The organism is Serratia sp. BIGb0163 (assembly GCF_024809935.1).
Classification (GTDB): Bacteria; Pseudomonadota; Gammaproteobacteria; order Enterobacterales; family Enterobacteriaceae; genus Serratia; species Serratia quinivorans.
Genome location: NZ_JANUDZ010000009.1, coordinates 47,312 through 63,248 on the forward strand (window position 1 = coordinate 47,312; position 15,937 = coordinate 63,248).

The window sequence follows — 15,937 nt, forward strand, 5'->3', positions numbered from 1 at the left end:
TATCTTTGAAAATGATCAGTTATCCTGACCGCTAGCCGGGGGAAACTCAACCCTGGCAAGCTCAGGGAGATTCTCTGTCCAGCCAAACTGTGACATGACTCCCTGCCAAGGTTCATCCCAGCGCGCGGAAAGATGCAGCGGCTCGCCGGTCACCGGATGATTCAGTTGCAGATGACTGGCATGCAGCATCAGGCGTGGACAGCCAAAATGCTGGGCCATACCCCGGTTCTGGTTCAGGTCGCCGTGTTTGCTGTCACCAATAATCGGATGGCGGATATGCACCATATGGCGGCGCAACTGGTGCTTGCGGCCATTTTCCGGCTTCAGTTCAACCAGGCTGTAGCGCGCGCTTTCGTAACGGCCAATCGCTACCGGCATTTCTACCCGCGCCAGCGGCCGGTAATGAGTGACCGCCGGCTGCGGGCCTTTGTCTTTAGAGGCAAACTTGTCGGCGATTTTGTCTAGTTCTTCCGTCAGCGGATAGTCGATGGTCGCCCCCTCCAGCACGTAACCACGCACCACCGCATGATAGGTTTTCTGCATCTGATGCTGTTCAAACTGCTGCGATAGCAACCGTGCCACCTCACTGGACAGCGCCATCAGCAGCACCCCTGAGGTGGGCCGATCGAGGCGATGCACGGTAAACACATGCTGGCCAATCTGATCGCGCACGGTTTGCATCACAAACCGGGTTTCATGGCGATCCAGCCAGCTGCGGTGTACCAACCACCCGGAAGGCTTGTTCACCGCCACCAAATGCTCATCCTGATATAGAATCTCAAGCATTATTGCAGCTCTTTATTCAGCATGTTATCCAGGCGCTGCAACAGCACCAACAGCGGCATGCAGTTGGGGTCGTTATCTTTCAACGCCTCTTCGAAATAAGGCGTGATGGCAAAACGCGTCGGCAGCGGCGCTCCCGCATCCAGCAACGCGTACATGCGTGGCAGAAAGACCCATTGCAACCAGGCTTCGGCCGACATGCTGTCAACGCAAAACGGCTCGGGGCTGGCGAAGGCTTCAGGCTCGGGCGGCGTAGCTTGCCACAGCGCCAACTCTCGCATTGACTGTTCAATCGCCTGCAAACTAAGGCGAACCTGATTTTGTATACTCATCTGCATTCCCGATCTGTTTAAACCATGATATTCAGCGGCGCGGCTGAAAGGCGGCAAAGCATAGCATTTTACTTTTTATAGCCCAAATTCAGCTGAGTTGATGGCCGAAATGGATTTGCACTGGTGGGCGACGCGGCCACACGGCACAATGTGTTCACCGAATAAACCACACAGATTAGACAGATGCCCGCAATCACACCGACAAAAAATCACGCCACGCCCGGCAAAGCCATGGTGGCTTCAGTCACCGGCTATGCCATGGACGGCTTTGACCTGCTGATCCTCGGCTTTATGCTGCCGGCCATCAGTATCGAAATGGGGTTAAGCTCCTCCGCTGCCGGTTCACTGGTCACCTGGACGCTGATCGGCGCGGTACTGGGCGGCGTGATCTTCGGCCACCTCAGCGATCGCTTTGGCCGTATCCGGGTGCTGACCATTACAATTTTGATGTTCTCACTGTTTACCGGTCTGTGCGCGCTGGCGCAAGGCTACTGGGATTTGCTCGCCTACCGCACGCTGGCTGGCATTGGACTCGGCGGCGAGTTCGGTATCGGCATGGCACTGATCGCCGAAGCCTGGCCGGCAGAAAAACGTAATCGCGCCTCGGCCTATGTGGGTATGGGCTGGCAGTTGGGCGTCCTGGCGGCGGCGTTCCTCACCCCACTGCTGCTGCCCCATATCGGCTGGCGTGGCATGTTCCTGGTTGGGCTGTTACCGGCGCTGGTGTCGTTCCTGATCCGCCGCACTCTGGGTGAGCCGGAAGAGTTCGTCCGTCAGCAAAACAGCGGCCCACAACTGTCATTCGCCCAACGTCTGAGCCTGCTATTCAAAGACCGGGCCACCAGCAAGGCCAGCATCGGCATTTTCATTCTGTGCTCGGTGCAGAACTTCGGTTATTACGGGCTGATGATTTGGATGCCGACCTACCTGGCAAAAAACTTTGGTTTCTCACTGACCAAATCCGGCCTGTGGACAGCCGTCACGGTGATCGGCATGACATTTGGCATCTGGCTATTTGGCGTGTTGGCCGATCGCTTCAGCCGCTGGAAGATTTTTATCTGCTATCAGATTGGTGCGGTGGTCATGGTGGTTGTCTACGCACAGCTTAGTGACCCAACGTTGATGCTGTTTGCCGGAGCGCTGATGGGGTTATTCGTTAATGGCATGATTGGGGGCTACGGCGCATTGATCTCCGATACCTACCCGGTTCAGGCGCGTGCCACTGCACAAAATATTCTGTTTAACCTGGGGCGAGGCGTCGGTGGACTGGGGCCATTGGTCATCGGCGCGCTGGTGACACAGGTATCCTTCACTGCGGCGATCAGCCTGCTGGCGGCTATTTATTTGCTGGATATCTACGCCACGCTGTTCCTGTTACCGAAAAAACAGGGCGATGGCGATACGCTGGGTGCGATTGGTTAATAACTGAGATGAATGTAAGCAGGGTTAAGTATTATTGATACTTAAAGCATGAACCCGTATAAAAAGTTGAGGGCACTGCGCTAACAGTGCCCTCGGTTCGTTTTATAGCAGTCCCGCTACACAGTGTGCTCCCTGCTCAATCCTTGAAAACTTTTCCTGCGGCCATCCTGACCAAAACCATCCTGGCTCTGTCCTGTAGCATCGTCCTGACGCGGTTCCTCAGTCTTCATGACCCGCCAACCATCCTGTGCCGGCTCTCAATCTCCATCCTGGAGGTGTCCCTGGTTTCAATCCTGAAACATCCTGAGCATCTCCTGACGCCGTCCTTCGCTCTTCACTGAGCGCATCCACTTCTTCATCCTGAAGCTGCATCATCCTGATGCTTTCCAGCTCCACCGTATCCCTTCCGGTGAACATAAGATCGCTTAATTATCCCGGGTTCACAAGGGCTTACTGGACGGCTGACAGGAAATTAACACTAAGAGTTATCCTAAAGAAAATCTAACCAATTGATCTGGATAACAATAAATCCCACCTAAGCTAGTGCGAGGGAAAAATTAAAAGCGATCTCTCACAGCCCGTGTGCGAGATCTCGCACACGGACTTCGGAACAAAAAGGCTCAAACACCCAACGTCGGGCGCAATGCATCGAGGAAATTGCCCAACGAAGCCGCCAGCAAAGTGCGTTTATCACTGCCAAACTGCTCCAAAACCACATTGCCGCTAACGTTACACAGCGAGACCATGGTCATTTCTGATTCGGTCGTTGCCAGGAACAGCGTTGGCGACAGTTTCAGGCGCTTTTGCGTCACCAGATGACCGATCAGGTTTTCCTGCAGACGAATAAAGTCGTCCTCGCTCCATACCTGCAACAGAGTCACGTGATGCTCACCAAACTGGGCGCTCATGTCACCCGCATACTGCTGGGTATAAAACAGATTGATATCCGGCTGCAAGCGCAGCTCGAGCGCGGTCTCTACCTTTTCCAGCGTCGCCGCCGGGGTAAACGGCTGGGGCAACCACAGCACTTCGTCATCACGATTTTCTACCAGGCAAGGCGACGGCACACCGTACAGATCCTGGCTGGCTGGGGCATGACCACGCTCTTGCTGCCAAAGATCAACATAGCGCTGGGTAAATTCACGCAGGGCGTGCGGTACATCATGGTCCATATTTTTTCTCGCATACGGTAAACTGACAACCATTGTACCTATCTATTACCAAGGTGACAGCAGATGTCCTCCTACCAAGACCATCACGCCCTGTCGGCACTGACGCTGGGCAAAGCCACCGCGTATCGCGACCATTACGACGCCACGCTGTTGCAGGCGGTACCGCGCAGTATGAACCGCGAGCCGCTGGGCTTGTATCCGGACAGCCTGCCGTTCCACGGGGCCGATATCTGGACGCTGTACGAACTCTCCTGGCTGAACGACAACGGCTTGCCGCAGGTGGCAGTTGGAGAGATAAGCCTGACTGCCGACAGCATCAATCTGATTGAGTCCAAGAGCTTCAAACTTTATCTCAACAGTTTCAACCAAACGCCTTTCAGCGACTGGGAGACGGTGCGCAATACCTTGCAACGCGATCTGTCTGCCTGCGCTCAGGGCGAGGTCAGCGTCTCATTGTTCCGCGTAGATCAGCTGGAAGGCAGCCCGATCGCCCGGTTGGACGGCGAATGCATCGATAACCAGGACATTCGTATCGATAACTACGAGTTCAATGCCGATTATCTGCAAAATGCCACCGGCCCCCTGCAGGTGGAAGAGCAGTTGGTCAGCCATCTGTTGAAGTCCAATTGCCTGATCACCAACCAGCCGGACTGGGGCTCGGTGCAAATTGCTTATCGTGGTGCGCAGATCGATCGCGAAGCGCTGCTGCGTTATCTGGTGTCTTTCCGTCATCACAATGAATTCCATGAACAATGTGTCGAACGCATCTTTAACGACCTGATGCGTTACTGTCAGCCGCAAAGCCTGACGGTATATGCGCGCTACACCCGTCGCGGCGGGTTGGACATCAATCCATGGCGCAGCAACACTGACTTTGTCCCGTCACATGGCCGTCTGGCACGCCAATAGTGCGAAACAGTGCTCAACAACTGAGCTAACGAGCGGTTTGTATTGGTAAAAAACAGGTGACGGCGGTAAGGTTAAATCAGGAGCGCTGGGCATTCCGGCTGGCAAACGATGACGTTGCCGCCGTGCGCTAACTATAACGAGATGCTGTTCTGCTGCGTATGGATTACTACTGCCCCTTTCCGGGTGCAAAGGAGTTACCTTGATTACACACATCAGCCCGCTTGGCTCTATGGATTTGCTGTCGCAGCTGGAAGTAGACATGCTGAAGCGTACCGCCAGCAGCGATCTATACCGTTTGTTCCGCAACTGTTCGCTGGCCGTCCTGAACTCCGGCAGCCAGACCGACAACAGCAAACAGCTGCTGTCACGCTACGAAACCTTTGATATTAACGTTCTGCGCCGTGAGCGCGGGGTCAAACTTGAACTGGTGAATCCACCGGAAGACGCGTTTGTCGACGGGCGAATCATCCGTTCGCTGCAGGCCAACCTGTTTGCCGTGCTGCGCGATATCCTGTTCGTTCACGGGCAGATCGACAGCGCCGGCCGTTTCCAGCATCTGAATCTGGAAAACTCGGCCCACATTACCAATCTGGTGTTCTCTATCCTGCGCAACGCCCGCGCGCTGCACCTTGATGAAGATCCCAATCTGGTAGTGTGCTGGGGGGGTCACTCGATCAACGAAAACGAATACCTCTACGCACGTAAGGTCGGAAGCCAACTGGGCCTGCGCGAGCTGAATATCTGTACCGGCTGTGGGCCGGGTGCCATGGAGGCACCGATGAAAGGCGCGGCCGTAGGCCATGCGCAACAGCGCTACCACAATAGCCGCTTTATCGGCATGACCGAGCCGTCGATCATCGCCGCAGAGCCACCCAACCCGTTGGTCAATGAGCTGGTGATCATGCCGGACATTGAAAAACGCCTGGAGGCCTTCGTCCGTATCGCCCACGGCATCATCATCTTCCCGGGCGGTGTCGGCACGGCAGAAGAGCTGCTTTATCTACTGGGTATCCTGATGAACCCGGAGAACAGCGAACAGGTGTTGCCGCTGATCCTCACCGGGCCGAAAGAGAGCGCCAACTACTTCCAGGTGCTGGATGAGTTCATCATGAACACGCTGGGAGATGAAGCGCGCCGTCACTACACCATCATCATCGACGATCCGGCCGAAGTCGCACGTCAGATGAAAAAAGCCATGCCGCTGGTGAAAGAGAACCGTCGTAATACCGGCGATGCCTACAGCTTTAACTGGTCGATCCGCATTGCGCCGGATTTGCAGCTGCCGTTTGAGCCAAGCCATGAGAATATGGCCAATCTCAACCTGTATCCCGACCAGCCGGCCGAACAGTTGGCTGCCGCGCTGCGCCGCGCGTTTTCCGGCATCGTCGCCGGTAACGTGAAGGAAAATGGCATTCATGCCATCGAACAGTTTGGGCCGTACAAGCTGCACGGCGAACCGCAGATGATGAAGCAAATGGACAGTCTGCTGCAGGGCTTTGTCGCTCAGCACCGGATGAAACTGCCAGGCACCGCTTATGTGCCCTGTTACGAAATAGTCGCTTAATGAGCTATCCGGGGCGGCCTGACAGCCGCCCTTCTTTCTTCTGACCTTGTAAGCCCATGATGATACACCTACTGATTGTCGATGCCCTCAACCTGATCCGCCGCATACACGCCGTGCAGGGGTCCCCCTGTGTGAATGCCTGCCAGCACGCACTGCAACAGTTGATTCAGCACAGTCGGCCAACGCACGCCGTAGCGGTGTTCGATGAGGATGACCGCAGCGAAAGCTGGCGCCACCAAATCCTGCCCGACTACAAGGCCGGACGTTCGCCCATGCCGGACAATTTGCAGCAGGAAATGCCGCAGTTACGGCAAGCATTTGAATCACTTGGCGTTGCCTGTTGGCACTCTCCAGGCAATGAGGCCGACGATCTGGCGGCAACGCTGACCGCCAAGGTTGCAGGCGGCGGCCATCAGGTGACCATTGTGTCCACCGACAAAGGCTATTGCCAACTATTGGCACCCAGCGTGCAGATCCGCGATTATTTCCAAAAACGTTGGCTGGATATGCCGTTTGTGCAGCAAGAGTTCGGCGTATCGCCACAACAATTGTCGGATTACTGGGGGCTGGCGGGAATAAGCAGCAGCAAAATCCCCGGCGTGGCGGGGATTGGGCCGAAGACGGCGGTATTGCTGTTACAACAGGCAGGTTCGCTGGATGGGTTATATCAGGATTTGGAACAGGTGCCGGAAAAATGGCGCGGAAAACTGCAACAGCACCGCGAGATGGCCTACGTCAGCAAAAGTGTCGCTACCTTGCGAACCGATCTGGCATTAACCGGCAACCTGCAGCAACTGCGGTTACCGGTTTAATCACTGGCGCTGAAGACAGCGCCCTGTCATTTAATCGCGCTCGTCGCGGCGGCCTGCCACGGCCGACCACATACGACGGACGTGCACGGTGACTTCTTCACGATCGTGATACAGCTGCTTGGCATGAATTTCTGAACTGATACCCGCCGTATCCAACGCTTCCTTGATGGCCAGCAGATTCTGCGAAACCTCTTCGTAACGTTTTTTCATCGGCAATTTCAGGTTGAAGATCGCCTCACGACACCAGCCTTTCACCAGCCACTGGATCATCAGGCTGGTCACCTTCGCCGGTTTTTCCACCATATCGCACACCAGCCAGTAAATCTTGCTGCTGGAAGGCTCATATCTGAAACCGTCGGCACGATGATGCGTCACCTGCCCGGTATCCATCAGGCTCGGTGCCATTGGGCCATTATCCACCGCGTGTACCATCATGCTGCGTTGCACCAGTTGATAGGTCCAGCCCCCCGGACAGGCGCCCAGATCGACCGCGTGCATGCCGCTGGCCAAACGTTCATCCCACTCGTCGGCAGGAATGAACACGTGGAACGCTTCTTCCAGTTTCAGGGTAGAACGGCTCGGTGCATCGGATGGGAACTTGAGACGCGGAATGCCCATATAGAACGGTGAGTTGTTGTTACTGAAGGAGTAACCCACATAGCAACACCCCGGAGCGATAAAGAACACATGCACCACTGGACGGGTCTTATTCTCACGCGCCATCAACACCTTCTGCTCACGCATCGCAGTACGCAACGGCACCGTCAGCTTGCGGCAGAACTTCAACAGTTCTTTGCTTTCGTTGGTATCCGGCACTTCCACGCGCAGCTCACCACCACGATCGACCACGCCAATCAGCATGCCGACAATCGGAGAAACCCGATCTTCCGGTGGTAAATCGCGCAGCAACTCGCCAACCACCAATATCTGACGGGCAAAAATCAGCTCCCGGAACGGGATTTCCTTCGCCAGGCGATCGGCGTCATCCGGCTGGTAGCACTCGAACAGCACGTAGCCGCTGTTATCCTTTACTCTGGCGAAACCGAACACTTCCAGTTCGGCAGCCTTGGCGGTAATTTCTGCCGCACACTCTTTTTCAAAGCCTTGACGGCAATACAACGCAAGTCTATTCATGGCGCTCGGCCTTTTTCCTCAGACGCAAAGCGCCAATCAACATCAATACCCAACCGATCAGGAAACACACGCCGCCAATCGGCGTGATATAAACCCAGAACTTCAGGTGTGACAGCGCCAGACAGTACAGACTGCCGCTGAACAGTACGGTGCCGAGCGCCAACAGCGCTCCGCTCCAGTAAAACCACAGGCTGACGCGGCGTTGCATTGCCACCGCCAGCGCCAGGATCGCCAGGGTATGGAACCCCTGATAGTCCAGTCCGGTACGGATCCAGACCATCTCGTTGGCACCCAGGGTGCCACTTAACACGTGTGCGCCAAACGCGCCCAGAGCAACAAATACAAAGCCACTGATAGCGGCAAAAATCAGCATTGAACGACTGCTCATCGTTATTTACCTTTATTGAAGAAAACCGGCTGCGCCATCGCGGCGACCGGCCTCATTGTTCGTAGCGAAAGCGGAACTTTTCTTGTTCGCTGGCTGCCCGAGCCAGGATCCACTGACGAAAGGCGGCTATTTTACCCAGTTCTGCCTGGCTGTCATGACATACCAGATAAAAAGCATTTTTACTGACCAAAACCTCGTTAAACGGACAGACCAAACGCCCGGCTTCAATCTCGGTCTGCGCCATCACGTTATTCACCAGCGCAATCCCCTGCCCATGCACCGCCGCCTGAACCACCATCGCGCTATGGCTGAAAATAGGCCCCTGCTGCACATTAATGTGCTGCAACCCCAACTGACGGGTATAGGCTAGCCAATCGCGGCGTGAAGTATCATGCAGTAGCGTGTGATAAGCCAGATCGCTCGTCATTTTTAACGCATGTTCCCCGGTCAGCAGGCTGGGTGAGCACACCGGCAACAGATATTCCGCGTATAAACGTTCGGCTCGCAATCCGGTCCAGTTGCCGCGCCCATAGAAAATAGCCACGTCGACATCATCCGCCAGCTTGTCTTCTTCGCGGTCCACGGCCTGAATACGCACGTCAATTCCCGGATAAGCTGAGTTAAAGCCGGACAGGCGCGGCACCAGCCACTGAATAGCAAAACTAGGGGGCAAACTGACGGTTAATGCCCCCTTGGCGCTGCGGGCCTGCAGCTTGCGGGTGGCCTCATTGATTGAGGTGAAAATTTCTTTGATATCCAGGTAATAACTTTGCCCTTCTTCCGTCAGCAACAGCGAGCGATTGCGGCGCCGAAACAGCTTCAGGCCGAGGAAGTCCTCCAGCGACTTGATCTGGTGGCTCACCGCGGCCTGGGTGACAAACAGTTCTTCTGCCGCTTTGGTAAAACTCAGGTGACGGGCAGCCGCGTCAAAAACCCGCAGTGCATTAAGAGGTGGTAAGCGTTTAGACATTTATTAGCTACTTTTGTGTAACAATAATCCGAGTGATTCGGCATAAAAAATCAGGCGGCGTTATCTGCCGTGCGATAGGCACCAGACAGCAAAGCGCTACCATTAGTTTTTTTAATCCGAGCCATTATAAATTGTCCGTTGAGCATGCGCCAGTAAATACCTATAGTGGCGGCACTTCCCGGGCCGGAACGAAAAGGGAGTGGGTGTCGAGGACGCCGATGAACTTTTGGCTTGTGGTTGTGATGTTGTGTTTGCAAATTGTCTGGCAATCCAGACGTGGTAGCTAAGCTACTGTTTTTCACTTCCTGTACATTTACCCTGTCTGTCCATAGTGATTTTATGCAGCACCGCAATCTTTGCGGTGCTTTTTTTTTGCCCGACGTTATTGGTCTTTTTCAACCATTTCCTTCACGTCTGAACGGTTGATCTGCTGCTCAACGCCGTTGGCGTCTTTATAGCTGATCATCCCGGTGTCGTTATCCAACGCGGGTTTTCCTTTAGCGACAATGGTGCGTCCATCATTGGTCTGCATCACGTAGTTGCTGGAACAGGCGGCCAGGGTAAACGTTAGCATCAGGGCAGAGATAACTGCGGCTGTTTTCTTCATTGTGGACTCCTTGTAGTTTTAAATGCTGTAAAAACCTTTTATGTTATTTAACGCCATGACTTAGTGCGCACCTAACAGCATAACAAACTTACCTATAATTTCCAGACGATGAATCCTAATATGCGGGATAGCTTGTCTCTGGCGGTAAAATAAGACAGGATCGGCCATTGACTCAAGCCAGTGACAATCAGGTTATGACACCTTTTAATCCCATCGTCTTTCGTAATCAGTTTCCTGCCTTGCAGCAAGCGGGCATTTATCTCGACAGCGCCGCCACCGCGTTGAAGCCGCTGGCGGTCATCAATGCCACGCAGCAGTTTTACCGCGACGATGCCGCTACCGTGCACCGCAGCCAGCACCGGGCGGCGCAGGATCTGACTGCACGCTTCGAGCAGGCTCGCCAACAGGTCGCGACGCTGGTCAATGCTCCTTCAGCCGACGACATTATCTGGACCCGCGGCACCACCGAAGCGATCAATTTGGTAGCGCAGAGCTATGCCCGCCCCCGGTTGCAGCCCGGTGACGAAATCCTGGTGAGCGAGGCCGAACACCACGCCAACCTGATCCCCTGGCTGATGGTGGCGGAACAAACCGGCGCTCGGGTGGTGAAACTGCCACTGGGTGCAGACCGCCTGCCGGATCTGGCCCAGTTACCCAGCCTGCTGAGTGATAAAACCCGCCTGCTGGCACTGGGCCAAATGTCCAACGTCACCGGCGGCTGTCCGGATCTGGATCTGGCCATCCGGCTTGCCCATAGTGCCGGCGCTCTGGTGATGATCGACGGCGCGCAGGGCATCGTTCACTGTCCGGCTGACGTTCAGCGACTAGACATTGATTTCTACGCTTTCTCCGGCCACAAATTATATGGCCCGACCGGCATCGGTGCGCTATACGGTAAAAGCGAATTGCTGGCGCAGATGGCCCCCTGGCAAGGCGGCGGCAAGATGCTGACTCAGGCCTCCTTCGACGGCTTCACGCCGCAAAAACCACCGCACTGTTTTGAAGCCGGTACGCCGAATATCGCCGGTGTGCTGGGGTTGGCCGCCGCATTGGAATGGCTTGGCACCCAGGATCTGGCGGCAGCCGAGCAATACAGCCGCGAACTGGCCGATCTCGCCGAGAAACAATTGGCGCAACTGCCGGGGTTCCGCAGCTTCCGTTGTTCGGGCTCCAGCTTACTGGCGTTTGATATTGCCGGTATCCATCACAGCGATATCGTCACCCTGCTGGCAGAACAAGGCATCGCACTGCGAGCCGGTCAGCACTGCGCTCAACCGCTGATGGCGGCGCTGGGTGTCAGTGGGACACTACGCGCCTCCTTTGCGCCATACAACACGCGGGAAGACGTCGATACCCTGGTAACCGCCCTGCACAACGCCATCGACCTGTTGGCCGATTAAATGAACCCCGGAGACGCTATGCTTGCCCCCCATCCCTTTGGCCATGAAATCACCGCCGAAGCGCTGATCGAGAAATTTACCGCGCTGAAACAATGGGAAGATCGTTATCGCCAACTGATCATGCTGGCGAAACAATTGCCGCCATTGCCAGAGGCATTACGCGCAGCAGAAATGGAGTTGAGTGGCTGTGAGAATCGGGTCTGGCTGGGGCATCAGTTACTGGCGGACGGCACGCTGCACTTTTATGGCGACAGCGAAGGCCGTATCGTGCGCGGCCTGTTGGCGGTACTGCTAACGGCGGTAGAAGGAAAAACGCCGCAGCAGATAGCGGCGATGGATCCCCTGGCGCTGTTTGATCAACTGGCGTTACGTGCTCAACTCAGTGCCACCCGCGCCAGCGGGCTGGCAGCACTGGCTGCTGCCGTGAAAGAAATGGCCGCTCGCTACGCCTGACGCGCGGCTTTCGCCACCATCTTCTTCAGCGCATGGGAAACGGCGACAAAACCAAAGGTAGCGGTAACCATGGTTGCCGCGCCAAATCCCGCACTGCAATCCATTCGTTTTGGCCCTTCCGCGGTACTGCGTGATGCGCAAACGCTGCCATCCGGCTGGGGGTAAACCAGCGGCTCGCTGGAAAATACGCAGTCGATGCCCAATTTGCCCTTGCTGTTCTTCACCACGTTGAAATCATTTTTCAACCGCTCACGCAGCTTGGCCGCCAGCGGATCCTGAATGGTTTTGGCCAGATCGACCACTGCAATCTGGGTCGGATCTATCTGACCACCTGCTCCGCCGGTAGTGACCACCGGGATCTTGTAACGACGACAATAGGCCAACAGCGCGGCCTTCGGTCGCACGCTGTCAATCGCATCGATGACATAGCTAAAATTGTTATTCAGCAGCTCTGCAACGTTGTCCGCAGTAATAAAGTCGTCAATGCAGGTCACCCGGCACTCCGGGTTGATCGCCAGAATGCGCTCCGCCATCACTTCCGTTTTTGACTGGCCCACATGCTGACGCAGCGCGTGGATTTGGCGGTTGGTGTTAGTGACGCAGACATCATCCATATCAATCAGCGTAATGGCACCGATACCGGTGCGCGCCAACGCCTCTGCCGCCCAGGAGCCCACGCCGCCGATGCCAATCACGCAAATGTGCGCCTGGGCAAACAGCGCCAGGGCCTGCTGACCGTATAAACGTGCCGTGCCGCCAAAACGCTGCAGGTAGGCTTCAGAATAGGCTGTGCTCATAACGCTTTAATTACCTTAACATTGCAAATAATAAGGGCCGGAATGTCCGGCCCTTGTGGTCAATTGTTGCCGTTAGCGGGTGACTAACAGCGAGCCGCCAGAGGCGGAACGGGTCTGGCTGGTGAACAACGGCGCATTAACGTTGGCGCCTTTCAGCACCCAAACGCGGCCGTAGTGGTTATAAAAACCGGCCGAGTGACCGGCATCCGGCCCGATGCCCTGATACATATCGAAGTGCTGGCCTTTGATTGCCCCACCCACGTCCAGAGCCACCATCAAGCGCATCTCATATTTTCCCGTGAATTTACCCTTGTTGTCCAGTAGCGGCACCTCTGCCAGCAGCGTGGTACCCGCCGGGATCAGTGAACGGTCGGAAGCCACCGACGCCTTGGCCACCAGCGGCACGGCGCTGGCACCGCGTACCGGCGCAAAGGCTTCAGGACGGAAGAAGACAAAGGAAGGGTTTTGCTCCAGCAATTCGCGCACTTCGGCGGCGCTGTGAGTGTCCGCCCACTGGCGGATCGCCTGCATCGACATATCCGCCTTGGCCACTTCACCGCGATCGATCAGCACTTTACCAATGCTGCGATACGCATGGCCGTTCTTGCCGCCGTAACCGAAGAACACCAACGGCTGGCCGTTGCCATAATCCACATAGCCACTGCCCTGGACTTCCATCATAAAGTTGTCCATCAGCGAGTTGGTATACGCCACGATATATCGGTCATCCAGTGCACCCGAATAAATGCCCGCGCGATCGGGCAGACGGCCTTTACCTTTTGGTGGCATGCGGTACAGCGGGTAACGGAACTCCCCCTGCTGGGTATAACGCGCCTGCAGCACCGGTGTGTAGTAACCGGTGAACTGCACGTTGCCATAGCTGTCCACGCCTTCCATTTGATAAGCACTGAGGCCATATTGGTTCAGAGTACGAGTGTCGGCACCGGACGCCATCCAGCTTTGTACCGCCTGGAAGGTAGTGTTGTTGCGATTAAAAAGTGAAGGAGAGGCGTATTTAATCTCCATCAGCTGATCCGAGTAATCCTTGGCATTAACCGGTACGCCCCTGGCGTTGGGTTGATTCACCAACTCCAGCGACTGATCCAGGTGACCATCCTTATATTGTTGTCCCCGGTCGGTCGGCTTGGAAGAACAGCCCGCCAGTACCGCTACCATTAACCCGCCCAGCAGGTATTTGCCCCAACGTCCTTTCATCACGCACACTCTCTACATATATGATCTCCCGGCGAACGATAACAAACGCCCATAGATAAAGGAATCGCCGCCAATAAAAAAAGCCCCAGGGGCAATAACGCTGAAAAAGAACGCAGATTGCGGACTAATCCAGCAGAAAGACTGTTTTAGTTCAATTAAGTGCAAAAAGGGTTGCAACAAAATGCACGGAGAGTATAGTGCGCTTCCATCGGACGCGGGGTGGAGCAGCCTGGTAGCTCGTCGGGCTCATAACCCGAAGGTCGTCGGTTCAAATCCGGCCTCCGCAACCAACCGATATTGCCAGAGGCAGTATCAAGTAAAGTGTTGGATTCGATGAAAAAGAAAGTATTATACGGACGCGGGGTGGAGCAGCCTGGTAGCTCGTCGGGCTCATAACCCGAAGGTCGTCGGTTCAAATCCGGCCCCCGCAACCAACCGATACTGTACCAGCGGTATCACATGAAATGTTGGTTTCGATAATACAAGCATTAAGACGGACGCGGGGTGGAGCAGCCTGGTAGCTCGTCGGGCTCATAACCCGAAGGTCGTCGGTTCAAATCCGGCCTCCGCAACCAATCTTAATGACTACAAATAAGCACCTTAACGGGTGTTTTTTTGTATCTGAAATCCGCCAAAAATCGACCGGGCAGCCGCCCAGTCGTTTCCGCATTAGCCTTACCCTCTGCGCGCTACCGCACCACCGTTGGCAAAGTACGCCTTGATACCCGCCAGAATAGATTCCGCCACCTGCTGCTGGAAATGCGTGGTACGCAGCTTGCGTTCTTCTTCGATGTTGCTGATAAACGCCGTCTCAACCAGAATCGAAGGGATGTCCGGCGCTTTCAATACCGCAAAACCGGCCTGATCGACACGATTCTTATGCAAACGGTTTATTTTGCCCATCCGGTTCAGCACTTCCTTACCGAATTTCAGGCTGTCATTGATGGTCGCGGTTTGAATCAGATCAAACATGGTGTGATCAAGATAGCGGTCACCGCTTTTGCTTACGCCGCCGATTTGGTCCGATTCATTTTGGGTCTGCGCCAGGAACTTCGCCGCCGAACTGGTGGCACCTTTGGTCGATAGCGCAAACACCGATGACCCACGTGCGGCCCGGCTGGTAAAGGCATCGGCGTGGATGGACACAAACAGGTCGGCACGCTGCTTACGCGCCTTCGCCACCCTCACCTTCAACGGAATGAAGACGTCTTCATTACGCGTCATAAACACCTTCATATTCGGCTCGCGCTTGATTAGCGTGCTTAGCCGGCGCGCAATCTGCAATACGATATCTTTTTCACGCGTTTTGAATTTACCAATCGCTCCGGGATCTTCGCCGCCGTGACCGGGATCCAGCATGATGACAATCGGTCGGTCACGCCCCGCCTTACCGGCCTGTGGCGCTTCCGCCGGCAATGTGCGCTCAAGATCGCCCTTGTTGTAATCTTCCAGTAACGCCAACAGCGGATCATAGTCTTCACCGCTGCCGCCCTTGCTCGGGTACAGATCCATCACCAGACGATTGCGGTATTCCGGCACCGGCGCCAGAGTAAACATGTGCGGGCTGACGCTGCGCTTAAGCTCCAGCACCAACCGGACGGTGTTTTGATCAAACTGACCAACGCGCGCCTGTTTCAGGTAGGGATCGTCGGCACGAACCTGGCCAACAATCCCCTTCAGCACGCTGTTGAGCTGCACGCCTTCAATATCCACCACCACGCGATCGGGATTGGTCAGCGCAAACTGCTTATATTTCAGTTCAACATTGGATTCGAGCGTCACCCGGGTATAGGTGGAGGATGGCCAGACGCGTACGGCAATGACGTGCGATGAAGCAGCGAAACCTGTGCGACTCACACTCAGCAACCAGCTTGCGGCAACCCCCTGTAATAAACGACGGCGGCCCAGATTGTGATTTGAGTTTGGCATGCGGCTCCAGCAGTGGTAACAGATTAAAACAGATGAAAAAAACACCAGTT

Annotated in this window: 16 protein-coding genes and 3 tRNA genes; 9 read left to right on the forward strand and 10 right to left on the reverse strand. The window is 55.4% G+C overall.

The features are described 5' to 3' along the window. Window positions 1-15: 15 nt before the first annotated feature. Both truC and M2406_RS23110 read right to left on the reverse strand, forming a co-directional pair. Window positions 16-786 carry a tRNA pseudouridine(65) synthase TruC gene (gene truC / locus M2406_RS23105; RefSeq protein WP_012146499.1) on the reverse strand — a complete coding sequence of 257 codons (771 nt, stop codon included), beginning with the start codon at window positions 784-786 and terminating at the stop codon, window positions 16-18. Continuing rightward, window positions 786-1,115, reverse strand: a complete 330-nt coding sequence (locus M2406_RS23110; protein WP_012146500.1) for a YqcC family protein — start codon at window positions 1,113-1,115, stop codon at window positions 786-788. Before M2406_RS23110 ends, truC begins: the two co-directional genes overlap by 1 nt. Window positions 1,116-1,298: 183 nt before the next feature. Here M2406_RS23110 and M2406_RS23115 point away from each other — a divergent pair, with 183 nt between their 5' ends. Further along, complete coding sequence (locus M2406_RS23115) at window positions 1,299-2,537, forward strand: MFS transporter (RefSeq protein ID WP_135344985.1); 1,239 nt, start codon at window positions 1,299-1,301, stop codon at window positions 2,535-2,537. 620 nt (window positions 2,538-3,157) lie between these two features. Here the strand turns inward: M2406_RS23115 and syd are convergent. Then, window positions 3,158-3,709 (reverse strand): SecY-interacting protein, encoded by a 552-nt coding sequence (syd, locus tag M2406_RS23120; RefSeq protein WP_017893799.1) that lies wholly within the window; start codon window positions 3,707-3,709, stop codon window positions 3,158-3,160. 63 nt (window positions 3,710-3,772) lie between these two features. Between syd and queF the strand changes: the two genes are divergently transcribed. From queF to xni, 3 genes are all read left to right on the forward strand, one after another. Then, window positions 3,773-4,618, forward strand: coding sequence for an NADPH-dependent 7-cyano-7-deazaguanine reductase QueF (gene queF / locus M2406_RS23125; protein ID WP_112363398.1), 846 nt, complete (start codon window positions 3,773-3,775; stop codon window positions 4,616-4,618). A 199-nt stretch (window positions 4,619-4,817) separates the two neighbouring features. Continuing rightward, the gene (ppnN, locus tag M2406_RS23130; protein WP_012146504.1) at window positions 4,818-6,182 is read left to right on the forward strand and encodes a nucleotide 5'-monophosphate nucleosidase PpnN; all 1,365 of its coding nucleotides are present in this window, start codon (window positions 4,818-4,820) and stop codon (window positions 6,180-6,182) included. A gap of 56 nt (window positions 6,183-6,238) precedes the next feature. Then, window positions 6,239-6,994 carry a flap endonuclease Xni gene (xni, locus tag M2406_RS23135; RefSeq protein ID WP_112363397.1) on the forward strand — a complete coding sequence of 252 codons (756 nt, stop codon included), beginning with the start codon at window positions 6,239-6,241 and terminating at the stop codon, window positions 6,992-6,994. A 30-nt stretch (window positions 6,995-7,024) separates the two neighbouring features. On the opposite strand, the gene rlmM is transcribed toward xni, so the two are convergent. The 4 genes from rlmM to M2406_RS23155 all read right to left on the reverse strand — a co-directional run bounded on the left by rlmM (window position 7,025) and on the right by M2406_RS23155 (window position 10,093). Further along, window positions 7,025-8,128 (reverse strand): 23S rRNA (cytidine(2498)-2'-O)-methyltransferase RlmM, encoded by a 1,104-nt coding sequence (gene rlmM / locus M2406_RS23140; protein ID WP_012146506.1) that lies wholly within the window; start codon window positions 8,126-8,128, stop codon window positions 7,025-7,027. Further along, window positions 8,121-8,516, reverse strand: a complete 396-nt coding sequence (locus M2406_RS23145) for a DUF423 domain-containing protein (RefSeq protein ID WP_012146507.1) — start codon at window positions 8,514-8,516, stop codon at window positions 8,121-8,123. The genes rlmM and M2406_RS23145 overlap by 8 nt, the downstream gene beginning before the upstream one ends. Window positions 8,517-8,568: 52 nt before the next feature. Then, window positions 8,569-9,486 carry a transcriptional regulator GcvA gene (locus tag M2406_RS23150; protein ID WP_012146508.1) on the reverse strand — a complete coding sequence of 306 codons (918 nt, stop codon included), beginning with the start codon at window positions 9,484-9,486 and terminating at the stop codon, window positions 8,569-8,571. Between the two features lie 382 nt (window positions 9,487-9,868). Continuing rightward, window positions 9,869-10,093 (reverse strand): YgdI/YgdR family lipoprotein, encoded by a 225-nt coding sequence (locus M2406_RS23155; RefSeq protein ID WP_012146509.1) that lies wholly within the window; start codon window positions 10,091-10,093, stop codon window positions 9,869-9,871. Between the two features lie 194 nt (window positions 10,094-10,287). Between M2406_RS23155 and csdA the strand changes: the two genes are divergently transcribed. Continuing rightward, window positions 10,288-11,493 carry a cysteine desulfurase CsdA gene (csdA, locus tag M2406_RS23160; RefSeq protein ID WP_012146510.1) on the forward strand — a complete coding sequence of 402 codons (1,206 nt, stop codon included), beginning with the start codon at window positions 10,288-10,290 and terminating at the stop codon, window positions 11,491-11,493. Between the two features lie 18 nt (window positions 11,494-11,511). Next, window positions 11,512-11,946, forward strand: coding sequence for a cysteine desulfurase sulfur acceptor subunit CsdE (csdE, locus tag M2406_RS23165; protein WP_112363396.1), 435 nt, complete (start codon window positions 11,512-11,514; stop codon window positions 11,944-11,946). Here the strand turns inward: csdE and tcdA are convergent. Further along, a complete protein-coding gene (tcdA, locus tag M2406_RS23170) occupies window positions 11,937-12,743 on the reverse strand; it encodes a tRNA cyclic N6-threonylcarbamoyladenosine(37) synthase TcdA (RefSeq protein ID WP_012146512.1) in 807 nt (268 codons plus the stop codon). The genes csdE and tcdA overlap by 10 nt on opposite strands. 72 nt (window positions 12,744-12,815) lie before the next feature. Beyond that, complete coding sequence (mltA, locus tag M2406_RS23175; RefSeq protein WP_017893804.1) at window positions 12,816-13,958, reverse strand: murein transglycosylase A; 1,143 nt, start codon at window positions 13,956-13,958, stop codon at window positions 12,816-12,818. A 213-nt stretch (window positions 13,959-14,171) separates the two neighbouring features. On the opposite strand from mltA, the gene M2406_RS23180 reads away from it, so the two are divergent. The 3 genes from M2406_RS23180 to M2406_RS23190 all read left to right on the forward strand — a co-directional run bounded on the left by M2406_RS23180 (window position 14,172) and on the right by M2406_RS23190 (window position 14,533). After that, window positions 14,172-14,248, forward strand: a tRNA-Met gene (locus M2406_RS23180). A 67-nt stretch (window positions 14,249-14,315) separates the two neighbouring features. After that, window positions 14,316-14,392, forward strand: a tRNA-Met gene (locus M2406_RS23185). Between the two features lie 64 nt (window positions 14,393-14,456). Further along, a tRNA-Met gene (locus tag M2406_RS23190) sits at window positions 14,457-14,533 on the forward strand. 100 nt (window positions 14,534-14,633) lie between these two features. Here M2406_RS23190 and amiC read toward each other — a convergent pair. Then, window positions 14,634-15,887, reverse strand: a complete 1,254-nt coding sequence (gene amiC / locus M2406_RS23195; RefSeq protein WP_012146514.1) for an N-acetylmuramoyl-L-alanine amidase AmiC — start codon at window positions 15,885-15,887, stop codon at window positions 14,634-14,636. Window positions 15,888-15,937: the final 50 nt, after the last annotated feature.